The 19356-nt window shown below is 52.7% G+C and carries 15 protein-coding genes and 1 pseudogene; 1 reads left to right on the top strand and 15 read right to left on the bottom strand.

The annotated features are described in order from the left end of the window. Positions 1-29: 29 nt before the first annotated feature. The 13 genes from KXR87_RS12630 to KXR87_RS12690 form a co-directional block, all read right to left on the bottom strand. Complete coding sequence (locus tag KXR87_RS12630; RefSeq protein ID WP_437432596.1) at positions 30-1244, bottom strand: ABC transporter permease; 1215 nt, start codon at positions 1242-1244, stop codon at positions 30-32. Continuing rightward, positions 1234-1965 (bottom strand): ABC transporter ATP-binding protein, encoded by a 732-nt coding sequence (locus KXR87_RS12635; protein ID WP_437432597.1) that lies wholly within the window; start codon positions 1963-1965, stop codon positions 1234-1236. Before KXR87_RS12635 ends, KXR87_RS12630 begins: the two co-directional genes overlap by 11 nt. Then, positions 1965-3926, bottom strand: coding sequence for a vWA domain-containing protein (locus KXR87_RS12640; RefSeq protein WP_437432598.1), 1962 nt, complete (start codon positions 3924-3926; stop codon positions 1965-1967). Before KXR87_RS12640 ends, KXR87_RS12635 begins: the two co-directional genes overlap by 1 nt. Continuing rightward, positions 3923-4963, bottom strand: coding sequence for a hypothetical protein (locus KXR87_RS12645; protein ID WP_437432599.1), 1041 nt, complete (start codon positions 4961-4963; stop codon positions 3923-3925). Before KXR87_RS12645 ends, KXR87_RS12640 begins: the two co-directional genes overlap by 4 nt. Beyond that, complete coding sequence (locus KXR87_RS12650; protein WP_437432600.1) at positions 4957-7668, bottom strand: putative virulence factor; 2712 nt, start codon at positions 7666-7668, stop codon at positions 4957-4959. Before KXR87_RS12650 ends, KXR87_RS12645 begins: the two co-directional genes overlap by 7 nt. Beyond that, on the bottom strand, positions 7668-10736 hold the full coding sequence (locus tag KXR87_RS12655) for a virulence factor SrfB (RefSeq protein WP_437432601.1): 3069 nt from the start codon (positions 10734-10736) through the stop codon (positions 7668-7670). Before KXR87_RS12655 ends, KXR87_RS12650 begins: the two co-directional genes overlap by 1 nt. Before the next feature lie 17 nt (positions 10737-10753). Then, on the bottom strand, positions 10754-12259 hold the full coding sequence (locus KXR87_RS12660) for an SrfA family protein (RefSeq protein WP_437432602.1): 1506 nt from the start codon (positions 12257-12259) through the stop codon (positions 10754-10756). A 49-nt stretch (positions 12260-12308) separates the two neighbouring features. Further along, positions 12309-13454 carry a tellurite resistance domain protein gene (locus tag KXR87_RS12665; protein WP_437432603.1) on the bottom strand — a complete coding sequence of 382 codons (1146 nt, stop codon included), beginning with the start codon at positions 13452-13454 and terminating at the stop codon, positions 12309-12311. Between the two features lie 148 nt (positions 13455-13602). Further along, on the bottom strand, positions 13603-14085 hold the full coding sequence (locus tag KXR87_RS12670; protein WP_437432604.1) for a hypothetical protein: 483 nt from the start codon (positions 14083-14085) through the stop codon (positions 13603-13605). A gap of 86 nt (positions 14086-14171) precedes the next feature. Then, complete coding sequence (locus tag KXR87_RS12675) at positions 14172-14912, bottom strand: hypothetical protein (RefSeq protein WP_437432605.1); 741 nt, start codon at positions 14910-14912, stop codon at positions 14172-14174. A gap of 680 nt (positions 14913-15592) precedes the next feature. Beyond that, positions 15593-16510 (bottom strand): bestrophin family protein, encoded by a 918-nt coding sequence (locus KXR87_RS12680; RefSeq protein ID WP_437432606.1) that lies wholly within the window; start codon positions 16508-16510, stop codon positions 15593-15595. 142 nt (positions 16511-16652) lie between these two features. Next, a complete protein-coding gene (gene dsbG / locus KXR87_RS12685) occupies positions 16653-17402 on the bottom strand; it encodes a thiol:disulfide interchange protein DsbG (RefSeq protein WP_437432607.1) in 750 nt (249 codons plus the stop codon). 65 nt (positions 17403-17467) lie between these two features. After that, positions 17468-17884, bottom strand: coding sequence for a hypothetical protein (locus KXR87_RS12690; RefSeq protein ID WP_437432608.1), 417 nt, complete (start codon positions 17882-17884; stop codon positions 17468-17470). 311 nt (positions 17885-18195) lie between these two features. Between KXR87_RS12690 and KXR87_RS12695 the strand changes: the two genes are divergently transcribed. Continuing rightward, positions 18196-18540 carry a nitrous oxide-stimulated promoter family protein gene (locus KXR87_RS12695; protein WP_437432609.1) on the top strand — a complete coding sequence of 115 codons (345 nt, stop codon included), beginning with the start codon at positions 18196-18198 and terminating at the stop codon, positions 18538-18540. Between the two features lie 41 nt (positions 18541-18581). Here the strand turns inward: KXR87_RS12695 and KXR87_RS12700 are convergent. Next, positions 18582-18745: pseudogene (locus KXR87_RS12700) on the bottom strand (hydrogenase expression/formation protein HypE); the annotation flags it as partial. Positions 18746-18795: 50 nt separating this feature from the next. After that, positions 18796-19035: a SymE family type I addiction module toxin gene (locus KXR87_RS12705; protein WP_437432610.1), complete on the bottom strand. Its 240-nt coding sequence runs from the start codon at positions 19033-19035 to the stop codon at positions 18796-18798. Positions 19036-19356 lie beyond the last annotated feature (321 nt).

Raw genomic sequence — 19356 nt, forward strand, 5'->3', positions numbered from 1 at the left:
AATCAAGTGATTAAAATAAGAATATAAGGTCATACCTCACGCAGGCTCTGCGCAGGTTCTATGTTGATGGCGCGGCGGGCACCGATACTTGCAACCAGCAGTGCAACGAGCAGCGTCAACGCCATGGCGAAGAGACTATGCTGTAACGTTATTTTGCAAAGCATCTGATCGGTTGCCTGGCTGCCCGCCAGCGCACGGTTAAAGATCTGGCTGGCAAGTAAATAAATGCCATAACCCCCTACATAGGCCAACAGGCTGAGCAGGCAGCCTTGTAAAATGACATACAGCCCGACTGCCGGACCGGTAAATCCCAACAATCTCAACACGGCAATATGTCTACGTTTACGATCGACGTTAGCGATAAAGGAGCCAATAAGCGAAGCAACACACCCGATAAGCGCGGTTGCCGCGATAGTATTGAAAATCACCCCCAGCACGCGGTTAATGCTTTTCACATTTTCGATGTCAGCCAGCCGGCTGGTGGTTTCAATGCGTTGCGCGCGCAGAACGCGCTCAAGGCTGGCAACCTGATCGATATCGCTGGCATACAGGCGCGCGCGCGCATAGAGGGGCGGTTTGTCGTTAAGCTGACTGCCGCTGCTAATACCAAGCTCGCTCACGGCATAACCGTCACGAAAACGCTCCAGCATCAGGAGCAGTGCCGGTTGAGTAAACAGGGCGGCCCGGTTGAAATAAGTCGGTGCAAGGATCCCAACCACGGTGAGCGATTTACGCCCCCACTCCCGGCGTTCTTCGCGCTGTCGGCTCACGCGTAAGGTAAGGGTGTCGCCCACCTTTACGGCCAGCTTGCGTGCTGCTTCCTGCGTTAAAACAATCTCATTTTCATGATGAATTTCCAGACTACCCAGCAGCGGATCGCCTGCATCCGTCGGTATTACTTCGGCATTTTCAATGAAGTGACTGCTGTCAGTTTGCAAATCAGCAAGAGTGTTTAGGGAGCGTGTCTGCCCTATGGCAAAACCCACATCAGGGCGCTGGCGCAAAGCATCTATCCAGGCTTGATCGTAGCTTCCGCTGCTGAGCATCCGTATTTCAAGGTTGCGGGGATCGCGCGTTAAATCATCCTGCAATTGACTGATTACCCCAAAGCGCAGGCCAAACAACAGGAGGAGGGGGGCAATCACTGCAACCAGAGAAGAGACAATGCAAAAAGAAATAATACGGTCGTGCCACAGATCCTGTACCGCAAGACGGCCAAGCAGTAGGGTTCGGTTAAAAGACAAAATGGGTTCCCCTCCGGGCCGGTGATTCTGCGTGTTCGCCTGAATCCGTGTCGGGACGGGCGACCAGACAGGGCAAATTGAATTTTTGCACCAGCGGCCAGTCATGGCAGACCACGAGTGCCATCATCTTCTCCTGCTGCACCAGGTCAATAAACAGACTAAATAGCTGTTGAGCGTTGTAGGGATCAAGGGCCGCGGTGGGTTCATCGGCCAGCACCAGTCCGGGGCGATGTACAATGGCGCGGGCAAATGCGGTTCGCTGTCGCTCACCAAATGAGAGTTGTGACGGGTATTTCCCCAGTAACGGACCGAGCTTGAGCGTGTTGATAACTCTGTCGAGCAACGGTTTATCAGGCGTGATGCCGAGCAGTTGACTCGGCAGCCGGATATTGTCCTGTACCCTGAGAAAAGGTAATAACCCGCCGTTTTGCAGAACAAATCCCAAATGACGCGCACGAATGTCTGCGAGGTCTGCCTGCCGATTAGTAGTGAGGAGCGATGCAACATCATGCTGCTTATCGGTATCCGTCAGCGTGAAGCGCCCGATATGGTCGGGACGCAACAATAATCCAATCGCTTCAAGCAGCGTACTTTTGCCGCAGCCGCTTTCGCCAGTCACTGCCACCAACTGACCTGGCCGCAGCACGAGCTGCGGCAGGTAAACATGATGCGCCTGAACACCCTCGCCGCGAACAACGTGCAAATTTTCAATGTGCAGCATCAGGGCATCATTTCCAGCGGTACAGGATAGACGCGTTCACGGGGATCGCTGTCTTTAGCAAGCTCAACCCAGCGGTCCACATCGGCATTGTATTTCTGGTAATGACGAAGTTTGGCTGACAGGGTACGGATGAATTTCTCCTGCGACAGGCCATCCCAGCTTTTCCACGTCTCTTCATCAAGATTCAGGACATCACTACGGTACGGCAGATCTGCAAGATATTCGCCCAGGACCCCCAGTTCGTTAATCTTACTATTCTCTTTCTGTTTGAGCTGGTTAGGGTCAGCGCCCATGGTGGCTGCGACGGTACGTAGCCGCTCAAACATCTTATCAGGAGAGATCATGCCTTCATTTGCCGCCTGCAGAATCTGGCTGACCACATCGCTTAAATCGCTCAGCTGCCCTTTTGTCAGTAGCACGCGAACATCCGTGGTTGGGATGTTCTGCTTGATAAGATCGCGGTCGCTGATCCAGGCTTTGAAGACCAGCGGGGCCTGGGTTTCATTCTTCTTGCCCAGATAAGCGAGCTGCATGGCGTGACCAATGAGCGCGGTATCCTCAAGCAATTTCTCTTCCGGCGTGGACTTTTTCCCTTCATCTTTCGAATAGAGTGCGCTGCCGATGGCCGGGTCACCCATATAGGCTGACTTCACCTGCTCGGTAATCGCTGCCGCCAGGGCATCGACCTGCTTACCAAAGGTTTTCAGGTCACCGGCATCCACCGCCTGATAAAGGTTAGACTGCGTGCTGTCAAAATTAGAGAGGTCACGATACTGGCCTTCGGCTTTCGCATGGTCATCTTTGCCGGAAGGGGTCTTCAAGTGCAGGGTATAAATAGCAATACCGCGATTGCCGGCTTCCAGTCTGAGCTGTTTCGCATCCAGGCCGGTTCCCGAAAGTTTGTTGCTACCTTCAATTGCTCCCGCATCGGTGATCAACACCATGTAGCGCGCGCCAAACGGGCTCCAGTCAACGTTGTCGATTGCGGACATTACGCCTGCATAAGCATCTTCATCGTAAAGTGAGCTGGAAACTTTTGCTTCTTTCAGCCCTGCAACTTTCTTAAGAAAATCGTCGCCATCTTTTACCTGATTAGGATCAGCGTAGATCTTCGTGGTGTATTCCAGACCGGGTACGGCTTTGGCATTTGATCGAAATGAGACAAGACCAAACTTAACCTGATCCTGCAGGTGCTCTTGTTTGATTTTGTCGTAAATTTTATTGACCGCTTCTTTGGTGCGTTCGATGTAGGGACCCATGGAAATGGTTGAGTCGATAACGAACACGACCGTCGCATTAAAGCCCTTTAGCTGGTTAACGTCATCACCCTGTTTGACTTCAGGGTCTGCTTTGCTGACCGAGGCAACATTGAGTAAGCGCGTGTAGAACCCATTTTCAGTCATCACTTCTTCACCGCTCAAAATAGGCAACAAGTAAAACTGCTTTTGCAGGTCCACGAAATATTCCGGTTCCTGGGCTAATACGCCCTCGGCGTTACCGTCTCGTTTGAGATGGGCACGAAGCGGTGCCACCAGTGAGACCGGATCGGGGGCAGAAAGAATATCATCAAGGCTTTTTCGCTCTTTAAAAAACATCAAGCGATCGCGGTTGGCGGGGTTGGTAAAGGCAAGCGTAAGCTGCATTTTCCAGTCCACGGTGCACGACTGCGGCAGCCAGCCGATAACCTTGCCATAGCTGTCTGGCCCCACCTGCACCCAGCTTTGTCCGTTAGCCTCTGCTTTCTGATAAACATAAAGACTGCTAAACGCAGGCTGCAGTACCCCTTTGTCATCACCTGCCGCGGTGCCGAGTTTGCAGCCTGGCGTGGTCAGCACCCGTTGAAACAGCGTTTTTTTGCCTTCCTGCAGCAGGGGCTTATCCCCCTCTGCTGCATACGCATGACCAGCCAAAAGCAGACTACACAACGGTAAAGCCAGTTTTAGAAAATGTTTCTTCATCATTTGCCCAACTCCTCAAGGCGCTGCTTAGCCTTTTGGTTATCCGGCTCAGTTTGCAGCACCGTTTCATACCAGTAAGCGGCAGTATCGGGATCGGGCGTTTTAAAGCACTCGCTTGGCTTATGCTCTTTAGGATCGTATTCAGTGGCGTAAGCGAGCGCGATCTGGGTATCTCCGCCCTGGGCACGGTTAGCATACAAGCGCTGCGCTACACCGCACTTCTTCGCCTCTTTGGCAGCCTGAATGATGGTCAACAATGCCGCGCTGTCGAGCTTTTGCTGCACACAGTTTTGGACGAAATCAAGTTCACTCTGGCTGTTCAGATTGGCCACTGAGCACGCGCTGACCTCCGGTTTGGCTTCTGTCGCTGCCGGGGTAGCAGGTGCAGCAGGTTCAGCCGGGGCCGCCGGAGCTGGGGCTTCGGCCTGACTGTTCACGGGTTCCTGCGTCGGTGCAGAGGCGTCTCGTCCCATAAACCACCATAACGCGCCGGCCGCAATGAGCAGCACGATGAGTATGCCGGCCACGATCGGTATAAGGGATACGCTGCGTTTTGGTGGGCGCGTGTCCTGCACAGGCTGAGGAGCAATCGTCGGCTGTGCAGGCGCCACTTCAGGTTGGGCTTCAGGGGCCGGAACCGGTGCGGGTGTCGACAGCACGCTACTACTGCTGTAATTCCCCGTCTGGCCACGCGCATCCGATGAGAACAGCTCATCACGCACCATTTGCAGTGTCGTACTGCGCGTTTCACCTGACGCCAGTTTGACCTGAATTTGCACCTGACTTGCCCTTTCCAGCAGCGGATTCAGAAGGGTCGGCCCGATACGGAAACCACTGCCGTTGCTTAGCGGATAACCACCATCAATGGTGAACCAGTGGGGAGCCGGGCTCCAGTTGCTGTCGGGTTGCAGATAGTTTTGTTCGTTATTGCACAGGCAAAAGGTCAGGCTGGCGAGCAGAGACTGTTCACCACGCAAACGGATCATCAACTGGGCAGTGCCCGGCACGGCAGGTTGACAGGCAAAAATTTTAGCTAGCATGACAGGTTCTCTTGTTTCATTTGGCCGATAATCTGGCCAAGTTGCCGGTTATGTTCGATGGAGATATCGCGGGTGGCACTATGACCCGCATTGTCCAGAATGAGGGTCATCAGCGCGGACAACCAGTCACCCATGTAGGCGACGCCGGGTTGCGGCGCGAGAGAAGGCAGTTGTGGAAGCTCATCCTGCCCAAGCGTTGCCTGTCGGGCAAAGACTTTCTTTTTCTCGCCCACATAGCTATTGGGAACCTGATCCTCAGGCAAGGAAAGGTAACCAAACCAGGCGATAAAATCGCGGATGGTCAGCTGCGCACGTAACACCTGGCGAGCCATCAACTGGCTACGAAGCGTGCCTGCCTGCTCCTGTCCTGCGAGGGCATGTTTCAGCTTACCCTCCAGTTCCAGACGAGTACTGGCAGTGATGAGCTCTTCACAAAGCAGCGTGATCATGTCGCTGTTCATGCCCAACTGCTGCCAGCTTGCGGTTTGCAGCGGTAAATCGCGTAAATGCGCTACCCAGACTTTGAATACTTCATGTGCAAAGGCGTCATCACGGCCCACGCGTTCAGGCAGCGGCGCGGCTGCCTCATCCATAGCACTTTTGTCATCAGCAGGCGCAGTGGCGAAAGGATTATCGGCAAAAGGATTGCTGGCAAACGGGTTAGCGCCAAATGGATTAGCTGCAAAGGAGACCGCTGCCCGAGGCTCACCGGCCGCCTGAGATTCATTGTCCTGGTCGCGGATACTCAGATAAATGTTACGCAGTTCATGCGGCGGCAGATCCAGGCGATTTATCATTTCGCCTATGCTCGGTGCGCAGGCCGATAAACCTTGCCAGAGATCTTTAGCAATGGCTTGCTTCTGCTCAATCTTGCCCTCGCCATCCTTTTCAAACCAGCGTCCCAGTTGTTTTTCGACCGTATTCTCACGGCACGCTCGCAACTGCGTTTGCAGACGTTTTAATTTGAACTCCAGATTGGCGACACCACGAAGTGCTTCGGTCAGGCGATGCATGCCTCCATCATTCAAGGAGAGCATGGCTTCCCACGCCGCGCTGGGGTCGGCTACGTGGCGTTTAATTTTTTCACCACTGGCAAAGACGGTGCCCATTGTATCGAGTACGCCGCGATAGCGATCGGCGAGAGCCACTTCTTTAAGGCTCTCCTGGCCGGGGATGTTTTCCAGCGTCAGGAAGGGGTTATCCATGCCGGGTTTACGTACAAGGAAGCAGTTATTAAAAGGCTGACCAGGCGACCACTCTTTTAGCCATTCATACTGAGCAAAACGTTCCAATAGCGTGATATGCAGCATGCCGTCACAGGCTTCTTTCAACTGACTTTCCGTCTTTTTCAGACTGTCAGTGATGCGCATATCACACATGGTAATGGCCCAGAATAGCCCCGGCTTCGTGCCTCCGCGCTCGTCTGCATTTTTGCCCTGGGTTTTGTCCACCCAACGCGTTAACACCGGACCAACATCGGCAACGTCACTTTGTTTAAACGAGCTGGCGCAAACGACCAGGGCATTCATTTCCTGGTTATCGGTATAGCGCTCAAAGAGGTAGGCAACCTTGCCGCGAAGCAGGAGCTGTGAGACAGGGTTATCCGGATCAGCATCTTTCAGAGCGGTGAGCTTCAGGCGTCCACGGTAGCCCGGGAAGTCAAGTAAGTCGACCTGCCTGGTCACGCTCTGGTCGGTCACTTCTGCCAGCGGGAAAATGAGCTCAGAGGTCAGTGCCGCCAGTTCAGCTTGTGACAAGCTGGCGCTACCCGTCTGCTGGTTTTCTTTCCAGAATCGAATTTCGACAGAGTGACTCTGATTTGAGCCAAGCTTATTAAGGCTATCGACATTCATGATGCTGCCACGACTATGATCGATCAGTGTCTCCAGCGGAGCAAACACCATTTCGGCGTGGTTAAGTTTTGCCAGCACATTGGCGAGCGAACGATAGGTTTCGGTCAGCTCAGGTAACTCCCCCCAAAGCAAAGAGAAGAGTTCTGCTCGCTCATTGGGGCTGAGCATCGGGGCGACTTTAAGCACCTGCGGCCAGTATGCATGCTCCAGTTTTTCGACTGATTTCTTGAATGACGCGTTCAGGTAATCCCATAACGCTACAACGTCCTCACTGCTGACGCCACTGTGTGCGTTTGCCTGGCCTGAACGTTGCAGGTACGGACGCAAGCGCTCTTCGATTCGGCTTTCATCCAACTGGTAAGACAGTTGTTCGTGGTTAAAGTCATTAAACCAGGTGTTAGCAAGAATTTTTGCAAGGTCTATCTCACTGAACAGGCGCAACGGAACCGGATAACCTGTCGGCGCATCAGGGACCTGCCGGGTAAAACGGGTGACCAACCCCGTTGCTTCCTTGCCCCCGCCGACCGGGTTCACCTCTTTAATGAAGTCTACTTTACGATCGCCGTAAAGCGCTTCCAGCTCACCATTGCTACCCGCGGCTAATGCCGAAATAAGATAGGACTTACCGGCTTGTGAGATGCCGAAGAAACCCACCGTCATGGGGGTGGTGGAGACCCGGCCCAAACTGTTGGCAAGATTTTTAGTGCGTAATAAACCTAAGTTGAGCTTATCCGCTTCGTTATCCAGGCGGCGGGAACGGGGGCGTACTGTCTCTACCCAGCCCAGTGCATCCTGGCAGCCTTTGGCGATAGCTGCCCAACCTTGTTGAAGGGAAATTTGTTCGTTGTTCATTATTTTTTAACGCTCCCGCTATCGAGCCAGTGGCGGTTGTCAATGAGCCCGGTATCCGGCATGGTATTGAGCTCCAGCTCTATATCTTTTTTGCTGAACGATTTATCGGTGTTGCTGCTGACGTCGGCAACGATCAGACGATCGCTGATGAGTCCTAATCGGCGAGCATCTTTTCCTTTATCAATCATCAGCCTGACGTTGAGGTACGGCGAACCGTTGTCCGTTGAGGTCGCGGCCGAAAATTTTCTGCGACCTTCTTCGCTAAACCGTAGGGTATAGAGTGGGGATGCTGACCAGCGCTCAGCATCCAGTTGACGATACCCCAGGCGCAGGTCACCGCGCATGACGATGCTCTGCGTCGTGGCTTCACCCTCAGGGCTGGTAATAACAGGCAACTTAATCTGACCATTTTCAGATTCGATATGGCGATAGACCACATCAGCATCGTGAATCAGGTTATCCATATCAATGATGCCGATATGGCGAATCGTTGAATAAGGTTTCAGCGCCGAAGTGCGGAAATGGAAGTTCGGAATGCTATGGTTGGCGCACAGTTGCGTCAACATCGCGCCCACAGATGCCGTGCTCTTCGGATCGTCAATATGACCGTTTTTGTGGAATGGGTACCAGGTACCTGTCTGATAGCCATGAAGCGCTAAAATACGCCCCGGCGGCAACGGCAGATTCCGTCGTACGATAGCCTGAATACCTGGCAACTGGGATGGGCGTCCAGTCAACAGCAACAAATCGCAGTTATAGCAGGAGACGACCTCACACAGGGCCGTCAGCACTTTATCGATATTGAACTTACCGGAGCACAAATCGCTGTGCACTTTCGCCAGCGGAAGATTCAGGACGATGTTACCCAGTTTAAAGTCCTGAGGCCCGCCTGCTTTTTGCACTTCCCGGCGCACAAAGGCTTCTACTTCTTCTCTGAGGCTGCCCGTGGGGAGTAACTCACTGACCTGCTGATTTATCAGCAGATGCGTTTGTTCATCCAGCGGATCGAAGTGTTCATAGCGGCTCAGGATGTGCAGTGCCAGCGGCACGAACAGTTGCAGGCTTAACTGCTGACGCAACACCGCTTCGGCTGCGCTGATATTTTGTGAACCACACAGCTGCGACATCAGGGTGTCTACCGTGTGCACACCCGCTTCGCGTAAAGCCTGTTCGAAAGCGGGAAGTACATAGGACTGAATGACATCCAGCAGAATATCATCACCGGCGATTTTAAAGCTGTCACGAAAACGCTGGTGAGGAATGATGTGAACGTTCGCGCCCCCCCCGGCTAAACCGTTGCGATCCAGACGATAATCGGTAATCACCAGATCTGTGGTGCCACCGCCAATATCGATGGAGGCAATGGTAATGGCTTCGCGATCTTTGCGATCCGGGCGACCCAAAGTGTTAAAAAACACTTCTGGATGACCCGCAAAGTTTTGATTGATTTCGGTATAGAGATACACGAGTTGAGCGCAGGAAGCCTCGTCCCACTCCACGCGAATTTTTGGCAGCGGGATTTTGATATTGCCCTGGGTATGTGGCTCTACTTCATCATCATAAGGATTGTTTTCGCCCGTATGCCAGCGCAGAGATTTCCAGACTAAGCCCACCGCCTGACGCATTCTGTCATCGAGAATGCAGCGCTCTGCCATCGGCAGACCTGGCGGAACGGTAAGAATAATGTGCCGGAGCTGACGAGGGATTCCCGCATGACCTTCACGAATGCGTTGCTCCGGGCTGTTGATCTGGCTTATCGCCTGCGTCAGTACTTCCGACAGCATAAATGTCATCAGAGAACTGCGGGAGTAACGTGGTGTGAAAACGGGGATGCGATCCATTTCGTCTTCAATGGTGTGCAGCGCTTCGCCTTTTTCATCGATCAGATTGGCAAAGGGGGCCGCTGTGGCGAGGGGGTTGGTATCCTGCACATAGCTGCCGTTAAAGCGCCAGCCCTGGCCATAGAACTTCTCATCCCACAGGTAGCGTTTAGGACTGGATAACCCCGTGGAACCTTCACTGCCCCGACGGCGGGCGGCTAAACGACTGGCTTCACCGCCAATACGGGCGATGGTTGGCCACTGGAAAGCATCGTGACGGCCGCTGCGTACTGAGCAGTGATCTTTACCAAAAAAGGCTTGAGAGAACTCGACCTGGCTCTGAAAGGGGTCTGTATAGACATGTTCAGGGGAGCTGAGGTCGCGCAGTTTAAGCACATAGTTGTGCATAAGCCCTGAACCAGACTGACCATGGTCTTCAATCAAAATGCCGCAGGTGCGGGAATTACCCACATCAAGAATGAGATCAACCGCGATAGGTTTGATGGCATTGACCTCCCGATTCGCGATCATTCTGAACTGGGGGAGTTCAATCACCGGTTCGGTCTGCGTTTGTAGGCCTTCCACAGGAATCGCCATCAATGACAGAAGATTAAGGTAGTGCGCCAGAGGGTACTGCTGAGCAAGCTCTTCTTCACGCTCGTCAATGTCCCGCCCTTTACTGGCGTCCGTATAGACTTCAACCAGCCAGTCCTTGACCCATTCCTGAGTCAGATACCAGTTAAGCGCATAGGTCGCGGTAGCGACAGCAAAGGTCGCACCGGCATTCACGTCCTCTTGATTCGGGCTGAGATCGGCGGCGGCCTGCTGCTTCGCCATAATGCGGGTATCAATCGCCAGCGTCATACGGTGGGTATGACCATCCAAATCGGGTTCATCCAGCTTCACTAAACGAAAACGCGCCCAGTTTAGCGGCCCTTCCTGATAAATATTCGGTGGACTGAAGCGAAACAGGGGGAGAGGCAGCCAGACGCTATCCAGTAATTTAAGGCTCTGTTCGATTGGAATATCGTACTGACTTTTGGCCTTTTCAATGTTGCCAGCTGTCGGCTGATAGAAATAGTAATCACGTTGTTCATTGTAAATCAGACGCGTAAGCACGCCGTTGGCGAGTTTGACAAATTCACCCGCAGGCTGACGTTTAAGCGTTAAACCAAAATCCATAAACTGGATCCCGGAATCGCCAACCAGTGTGATTTGACGATCAAAAGAAATAATCTCAGGCAACATAATGTAATTCGTCCCTGTTAAGTATTGGGTTGTAGCATACGAATAGGGAAGGTTTTATCCCCATCATTGCTGCCGACACAATCGGCGTGGCCGGAAGCAGGCGATTTGCATGCGATGGTCGGGCCGATAAAGTTTGAACCGTCACTGCATTTCATCTGTTCAGGATTAGAGATGTTTAACGCACCTTTTTCGACGTTCCCCATGGCGGCTCCGGTACAGGTTACGCCACTGGACTGACGGACGCTGACGGTGCCGTTACCCTGGTTGAAGTTATATTGCAGTTGCAAAGGGCGACCGGTGAGCTTGTCCTGAATACCGCCATTAACGCGCCATTGCCCATTGAGAAATTGCGCCGGTCCATCACTGACTGAGGGAGGGATAATCAGTGGCTCGCCCTGCGCGGGAATAACAGGCGGCTGAGTGTGAGGGGCAACATCATGCGGTTGCGCATCGTGATTTTGCGCTTCGCTCACCGTAGGTTCCTGAACCATCGGCGGCACTGCATCCACGGGCGGAACGGCAGCGGTGGCGTCTTCACCTGCTGGCGCATTTTGCGCTTCCCCGCTACGCGGGCTGGCATCCAGGACAGGCGCCTCAGCAGGCGCAGCAGAGGAGGGGGTCTCGGGTACTAAACTGCTGGCGTCGGGGGCGGCCGTCGTGGTGCCGACAGTTTCGTTGTTTTCTGTCGCCACTTTCGGCGCATTGACGGAGTTTCCTGCCGGGAGTGTCACCTCGGGAACCTTGCCGTTTCCGACCTCTACCGTCGGCAGGCTTTGATTTTTATCCGCTGAAATCCACGGTAGCCCGGGTAATGACAGCGATGGCGCACAGCCACGAAGCAGACCCAGCAAGAGTGCCAGACACAGCAATGCCAGAAGCAGCCAGAGTAACCAGCGCCAGTTCCAGCGGCGGACAGGTGTCACCGTCTCCACAGCGGGCGCGTTTTGCACCCATGAGGTGCGGGGCGGCGTTTCAGGCTGCGCTGCGCTGGCGGCCGACGGCGTTGCGGCGGCTACTGAAGAGGATTGTAGCCAGTGCATAGGATTGCTTTGTACGCCGGTGGGGTGCACAAATCCCCAAAACGTAATGACCAGCACCCCGTTAACCAGATAGACAAAGTCATAATCCGGAAAATGGACCACCGATTTTAATAATTGCGCAAATACCCGTCGGTCACCGCCTGCACCCGTTTGATCGGCATTAAGCATTTGCTCACTTAAGGCCTGGACTGCCACCTGGAACTCTTCAAATTGCTGACGCGCAGAGGCTTGCTCGGCTTCACTTGCTCCACTCCAGGGAATGACGTCGCCGGGAAAACTGCTGTACCAGTCAGTTCTGTCGCCCCCCTGATCGTTTTGCGGGACGGCAAGGTGTCGGGCCAGATCGCGCCCGGCATCCAGGCGATAGATGGCTTCACGAAGCTGAAACGCCATCTTAAAAACGGGATAACCAGTTTCGCCCAGCGCTTTAAACGAGGAGTTATTGCCGGTACGTAACAGAGGTCCCTGAATCGAATTTCGCATTGTCTAAACCTTTTGAGGCTGTTAATTAACGCACGTAAGATGTATCTGGCTAATTTTTGCTGGCGCCGGGCGTCCACTCAAAGCCCCAACCGTAATGCTTATCCAGCGATTCTCTGTCGGCAAAGAAGTTGTCGAGCCGTTCAACTTTGATGTTGCCATCCACATTTTTTAAACGGGCAATAGCCGCAACGTTGTTACGTTCATTGCCATCAACCAGCGTGGAGCTAATGGGGGCCTGATCGGGAATATAGAGGGTGATAGTGGCATTCGTTCCCTGCCAGTTGTCCGTACCGCCGTAGATGAAGCTGTAAATCAGCACCTCATCAATTTCCTGCCATTGGCTACCGTTGATATCGAGCCACTCACCATCTTCGTCGCCACCCCCGCGTAAATCCTTCTGCAGCAACATATAGGGGGGGTTATCGTAGTGACCGAGAAATTTACTGAGCGCTTCAACCCCGCCAATGTCGCCATTTTTGAAGCGGACAAACGCGGCGATATCCAGATCAACAGGGGTTTTGTTCGCACCTTGTTGCCAGGTCAGATTGGCCCTGATCCGTCCGAAATCCTTTCTTTTGGCCAGGTTTATGCTCGGGTTGTCCTGGGTTAATTCGGTATTCGCCGGGGAGGACGCAGCAGCGGTGACAGGCGGCTCCGGCTGAATGGCGACAGGGCGGTTATGACAGAAGTACCACCAGCCTGCGAGTGCCAGCAGGATCAAGAGCAGCAGCAACAGCAACCAGGGCAGAAAGCGTCGCCACCACGGTATGAGAGGTGCTGGAGGAATGGGCACGGATGCCATCTGAGACGGCGTTACCCAGTCGATTAATACTGGTTCGCCGCCGACGTCATAACAGGTCAATTGCCCGGAGTGGTTAAGTAGGGTTTGCAAAGCCTTGGCCGGCTTATCCTCCCCCCGTGCGGTAAGTTGTTCGACCAGGCCCGCAACAATGTCCTGATAATGCTGCCGCTTGTTCTGTACTTTAAGCTGTTCCGCCTCATTCAGCGTAGACGCAGGTCTGGCAAGGCCCTGACGCTCTGTCCACCACTCAAGATGGCCATCAGTACTGCGACGTGCGGTCGCGTAGAGCAGCGCCAGAGACGGAGGAAGATGGCGATGAATAATCGCTACCGTTTCCTCATACGTTGCCAGAGCAGAATCATCAATTGGCGCAGATCGTGTTAATCGTTGCATAGCCCAGAGTCATAATTGTTATCAGCCCCATAGGCCTGGTGAGCCTCTGGCAACTTATCGGTAAAGGTATTAGTCACATTTACTGCTATCAGAGGGTCAGTATCAGGCGTAATAGCGGCCATGAAGGGTGACCCTCGTATCGGTGCCTTTAGTTAAGCGCGTTAGCTTGCTCAAGCTCGGCGATTCTCGTTTTGGCCTCAGCAATTTTTTGCTCAAGCGCGGTCACGTCACTGGCGCTGCTCGCCTGTTGCGCTTGCAACTGCAACTCTTTGAGTTTTTGGATTTCCTGCTGGCTTTGCTTGTTCTTAACTTTGCTCGCCTGCAGTTTATTAAGTGTTTGTGTCAGGTCTGAGCGCATCGCTGTTACCCTGGCCTGTTCAGCTGCCAGTTTTTGACTTGAGTCCTGCACTCTGCTTTGTGTATCGGCCAGTTCTTGATGTGCAATTTTATTGTCACGCTGGCTCTGGAGAACCTGCTGCTCCTGTTGGTCAACCTTTTGTCGATAACCGCCTGACGTTGTGCAGCTCAATTTCGTTAAAAAGCTGGGGTCCTGCGCATGTAAATCACAATCCTGGGGTGAGGTTGCGCAGCCAGCAAGTAATAATGAAGCAAATAGTGCGTATTTTCTCATGAAGGTATCCGTGAAGAGAAGAAGCGGTATAAAGGGTGGTTGCAACAAGCCATAATCGGGCCGGTGATAATACCGGCCCGTAATTATCAACCCAGTGATATAGCCTGACGTTGACTGAACAAACCGTTCGCTTCTGATTCCAGAGCGGTAATTTGACCATTAAGTTTGCTGTATTCTTTGTCCAGCGTGGCTAATTTAACCTTATCTGCTGTGTTAGATGTTTTCTGTCCTTTCAGCGCCACTTTATAGGCTGCATCTTTATCTTTCATTCCTTTGATGGTTTCTTTCATGGTTTTGATATTGGCATCGATCTGCGCCAAATCTTTAGTGGCTTTGGCTTTATCAAACCCGGCGTTATCTTTCTGCAGGCTCATTTTTGTTAGCAATGCACGGTTTTCGCTGATGACCTGCTTCATCGCCGCAGAGGATTTTTCTACGTCCGCAGTATCTTTAGTAATGTCTTTATCCATGGCTTGCAGGCGATCCGCCGTAGAGGCGTAATCTTTTTTCAGACTGTCCAGATAATAGTTGGCGGTCAGACCCACGGCACAGCCTGCAGCGCCACCGATAGCGGCACCCATGACAGCTTTTTTGGTGTCTCCTGCCAGTGCGCCAGCCAGCGCGCCAATACCTGCACCGGCCAGCGCACCAACGCCACAGCCTTGCGCGCCCGAAGCGCTAAAGAATTTCGCTTGTTCCGTGCTGGTCAGGCGGGGATCGGGTTTGGTACCCGATAACAGGGAGCTTCCGGTATTAGCACAGCCGCTGAGAAGAAGAGTCAGTGAAACAAGAAGACAGGTTGCGCTACGGTTTAACTTAATCGCCATCGGTTTATCCTTAAATTGTCGCTGGCACAGTGCAAGGGGGAAGTGTGCTGTCCATCGACACTATTGAAACGAGAAATTAATACGAGAAACTTATAATAAGTCTGAGGTACTTCGGGTCTGGTCAACCGTTAACTCAGCTTAAGAACTTTTAAGAGGCGTATTCTCACTAATCCATGACTGTCATTATATTCGATAAACATTGCTAAAATCACGACAAAGATGTGGAGTAGCGCTGGGTTCTTAAAAGATTTTATAGTCATCGGCAAGGGAATAAAAATCTTTAGGGATAACGGACATTATGGCCATTAACTTCGCTGATTATCCAGTTTTGGCATGACGATGCAATCTGGCAGGCCATCGTTGATCTTAGTGATTACTCTTTAATTTTGAACTATTGATGACGCTAATTTTAATTAGTAAATCTTATCGTATCGCTTTGTATTTTCATCCCGGGGCGAGGGTGATATTTCATCAGTTACTGTAATGAATTGATCCGGTTTTAATGCATTCCTTCCTGTCAGGGGTGCTGAATTACGCAGGTTTAATAAATTCTACTGATGGGTATTTGTGGCGTTATTGAAAATAAAATAATAATCAACTGCTATATTTAATAGTAAATTATGGGTTGCTACCTTTCCCTGCCGAAAATCTGCGTGACCGGTGACGTTCGGCAGGTTTGTTCAAATAAGGTTAAAACGTTCATCCGGCACCGGCAGCGGTGGCAGCGGACTCTGCCCGGTCATATCCATCAGGTTTCGCTCGATAGAAGTGCAGATGGCGTTGAGGGCAAGGTTATTGGGGTGTGTGCCAAAAGGGTGTTCCATCTCTTCGGCAATTGAATCCCATGACAGAAACGCATACGAGATAAATACGGAAACGAACGGCGTCATCAGATGAAGATCGGAGACCAGCGCCAGCGGCAGAAGGGTACAGAACAGGTACACCGTGCGCTGAAGAATCAGTGAGTATGCAAAGGGCACCGGCGTATTGGCGATACGCTCGCAACCGCCCAGGCAGCGGGACAGTTCGTTCAGATTTTCATCCATATTCTGCCAGACAAAATCACTGATTTTATCTTCCCGGCGTAAGTTCGCCAGCGACGTGGCAAGCAGCAGCAGGATGCGATTGGCAGGAGAGGTACTCCCCTTTACCTCGGCGGCACGTTCTGCGGGTAGCAGTCGTTGCAGGTCACTGGTAGCGTCTGTTTCGCGAAGCTGATGGTTCAACTGCCAGTTGAATGCGGTGAGATGACGCGACACCGTCATTTGTACCTCCCGATCGGCGGGCAGGGCGCTCATGACCTGACGCATCAGACTGCGAGAGGTAATGGAAACCGTCCCCCAAATCATCCTTGCCTCGGTGTAGCGGCTATAGCTGGCGTTATTGCGAAAACCCAAAAAGATGGCGATGGCGATACCCAGCAGGCTAAACGGGGCTACCGTCAGATGAATGTTCAGGTTCTCATAGTACGGCCAGGCGATGATGGCGACGATGGCCATAAACAGGTTCAGACCGAGGCGGAAGATAATCATGGACAGCACCGAGCCGTGCCAGTTAAACAGCCGGACAAACCAGCTCTGGGGAGGACGAACAATCATACAAATTCCTTTACATGCTTTTATTTTAATCGCAGGTGGCCAGTGCAGTGCTGGCGCGAGAATTGTAATCAGATCGTACTTTCCCGCAAGCGGCGAGAACGAAGCGTCTCTCACCGGGGCGCTTATACTCTGTTAAAAAGGGTTATCTGGGGCCAAACATCGCTTCCAGCTGTTTTTCATCCGGCATGCCCACCACCTGCTGGAGCTCCTGGTTGTCGTTCATGTAGTAAATTGCGGGCGTGGCATTCGCTCCGGTTTCGTCCATCAACTGCTGATGGTATTGCACCGCGCTGAACACCGCTTTTGACGTTTTTTCGGGGAAAGGGGGGAGTTGTTTGCCGTTGGATAATTCATAGGTGCGCCACGCTTTTGCCGGATCCTCAGCACTCAGAATAGCCGAGGCGTAGCGCCCACTCTGCGGATTAATAACGGCCACCAGTAAGGTACTCAGGTCGACTTTTCCGGCGGTGATCCACGGCTGGGCTGCTGCACGAAACTGCTTACAGTAAGGGCAGAAAGGGTCAGCAAAGAGCACCACTTTACGGCTGGCCTCCGGGTTGCCCTCCCTGATGCCCTTAGCGGCAGTGAGTTTTTCCCACAATTTGCGCCCCTGGGGGATATAGAGTTCATCCCGAAAGAGCTGCTCGCTCAGGTTTTGTCCTTTTTCATCATAAAGGTAACCTGAAATGGCATGTTTGCCGTCCGGCGTAAGCCAGAGGGTGACGCCCATCTCCTGATACTGTCCCAGCCATGTTCGCAGGCCGCCTTCCGTTTTTACCTCTTTGATAATCTTGATGCCCTGTTTCTCGACCTGCTGAATCGGCAGTGGAAGTGGCTCACTGGCAAAAGCCAGGGCAGGTAAGATAGCAAAGAGTGCGGCATATTTAACCATGCAGGGTCTCCTGTTGGGCGGGGGAGGGCTTCAACGAGAGCAATTGCTCAAGCCTGGTGGTGAACTTACTGGGTCGTCAGATTATGGCACTGCGCAGAGGCATATTGCGCAGCGCTGAGGGGCACGTTATCCAGGGCTTTTTTAATGGCCGAGGACGAGGCGAATTGATTCACCGCACCGCGCTGCATAATCTCGAAGCTTTTTTGAACATTGGCAGTTATATCTTCGCAGTCAGCGCCTTGATTCAGGCCACCAATCACAACGTTATCCAGGCGCTGGCTCATCTCTGCGCCCATTGCTTTGCCTGCTTCAATCGGGTTGGTAGTGTCATCAGGCATAGCGCCTGTTAACAACGCGGACTTATATAATGCCTCGCCGAGGGTGGTTTTCGCCGCCGCGACGGCCTCCTCACTTGCTGGCGATGCCAGCGCATACCCTGACGCTGCAAGCAGAATAACGGTGGTGATGACTGTCAGTTTCATTTCAGCACTCTTTTATTAGTACGGCACCGGCCAGCGTCAGCCTCAGGCCGTATACGGCGACAGGCGTTTAACAGGCCCCGGTCCGGCATTACGGGCACCAGTACAGTCAACCTTTAGGTTGAGGCGGCTCCGGATAATAAACCCGATGAATCATTGCATCTGGCGACCGGTCTTTCGTCAATAATATACGTTTGTACCGCAAGAGCGTGAGGGTATTTTCAACGGGAAGGCACTACACGCCTTCGGTTCAGAAAGTCCTTCGTCATGGCGCAGTAAAAGATGTAAAATTACTGCATCTTTTAGGGGGAGCGATGAACGGTAAACGTATACGCCGCGAAAAACTGACGATCCATAAAATGATCGCCCTGTATCAGCAGCACAATCCGCAGGCAACAGAGGATAAAACCCATTACCAGGCGCTAAACACCTATGCCGATAAGCGGCTGGATAGATGCGTATTCGGTGAGGAGAAACCTGCCTGTAAACAGTGCCCGGTACACTGCTATCAGCCTGCGAAACGGGAAGAGATGAAACAGATCATGCGCTGGGCGGGGCCGCGCATGTTATGGCGACATCCGATTCTGACGATTCGCCATCTGATAGACGATCGCCGCCCCGTTCCGCCACTGCCAGAGAAATACCGGCCAAAAAAGTAGCACGCCGCGAGCGTCACGGCGTCCGGGATTAACAAATGCGGGGGCAGGAGTTCCGCATGCGGTAAATCCAGAAGGCGTTTAACGCCCTACAAATCGACCAGCCGCACCCTTTACGTTCCACCACTTCCCCAATAATCGCTGCATCCTGGCCCCGCGTATGCGCCTGCTGCTGAGAGAGTACGCGTTCAGCCGACTGGCGTTGAACCATTCCCGGCAGGCCTGAGCGCCAGGGTAAATGCAGGGACGTTCGTTCCATTACGGGTTCGCCAGTTCAATAATTAACTGCCCGTGGGTGACAGAGACCTTCACCGTGGCACCGGTAGGAAAACCCGCCTGTTGCAACCAGTCTCCGGTTAAATTCAGTGAGGCGTGGCGACTAAAATGGGTCGCAAGAAAAGTTTTAGGATCTTCATGCCGTTTTCTGACGTAGCCCACCTTCAGATGGCGTAAAGCTTTGACAACGGGCTGTGCAGAAGAAACGCGCTTCTTATCCATAATTCGCTCCTTTTATTCATCCTGAAAAGTGTCAGTGGTCAGAGTCTGACCCGACAACCCTGTGTGAATACTGTATATAAATACAGCCTTGATGGAAGCGTGGCGGTAAAGAAATGGAAGGCGGCTCCAGTAATATCAATGCAACGTCTGCAACAGGAAACAGGGGAAGCGCTTAAAGGGTTTTCATGAAACGCCATCCCTGGCGCTGAGACCATCTCGCACACCGCAGGTGATGGCGGAAAAATACCCTCTCCCGACACAAATAAAGAGAGGGTAAAGAGACCCGTTACCTCCTTGATTGCAGGTGCGCTGGTTCTCCTC

Source organism: Yokenella regensburgei (genome assembly GCF_051486985.1).
Lineage (GTDB): Bacteria > Pseudomonadota > Gammaproteobacteria > Enterobacterales > Enterobacteriaceae > CBFFRJ01.

Coding starts and splice junctions, on each gene's coding strand:
- KXR87_RS12635 (WP_437432597.1), bottom strand. CDS start 1,965: ATGCTGCACATTGAAAATTTGCACGTTGTTCGCGGCGAGGGTGTTCAG.
- KXR87_RS12640 (WP_437432598.1), bottom strand. CDS start 3,926: ATGATGAAGAAACATTTTCTAAAACTGGCTTTACCGTTGTGTAGTCTG.
- KXR87_RS12645 (WP_437432599.1), bottom strand. CDS start 4,963: ATGCTAGCTAAAATTTTTGCCTGTCAACCTGCCGTGCCGGGCACTGCC.
- KXR87_RS12650 (WP_437432600.1), bottom strand. CDS start 7,668: ATGAACAACGAACAAATTTCCCTTCAACAAGGTTGGGCAGCTATCGCC.
- KXR87_RS12655 (WP_437432601.1), bottom strand. CDS start 10,736: ATGTTGCCTGAGATTATTTCTTTTGATCGTCAAATCACACTGGTTGGC.
- KXR87_RS12660 (WP_437432602.1), bottom strand. CDS start 12,259: ATGCGAAATTCGATTCAGGGACCTCTGTTACGTACCGGCAATAACTCC.
- KXR87_RS12665 (WP_437432603.1), bottom strand. CDS start 13,454: ATGCAACGATTAACACGATCTGCGCCAATTGATGATTCTGCTCTGGCA.
- KXR87_RS12670 (WP_437432604.1), bottom strand. CDS start 14,085: ATGAGAAAATACGCACTATTTGCTTCATTATTACTTGCTGGCTGCGCA.
- KXR87_RS12675 (WP_437432605.1), bottom strand. CDS start 14,912: ATGGCGATTAAGTTAAACCGTAGCGCAACCTGTCTTCTTGTTTCACTG.
- KXR87_RS12680 (WP_437432606.1), bottom strand. CDS start 16,510: ATGATTGTTCGTCCTCCCCAGAGCTGGTTTGTCCGGCTGTTTAACTGG.
- dsbG (WP_437432607.1), bottom strand. CDS start 17,402: ATGGTTAAATATGCCGCACTCTTTGCTATCTTACCTGCCCTGGCTTTT.
- KXR87_RS12690 (WP_437432608.1), bottom strand. CDS start 17,884: ATGAAACTGACAGTCATCACCACCGTTATTCTGCTTGCAGCGTCAGGG.
- KXR87_RS12695 (WP_437432609.1), top strand. CDS start 18,196: ATGAACGGTAAACGTATACGCCGCGAAAAACTGACGATCCATAAAATG.
- KXR87_RS12705 (WP_437432610.1), bottom strand. CDS start 19,035: ATGGATAAGAAGCGCGTTTCTTCTGCACAGCCCGTTGTCAAAGCTTTA.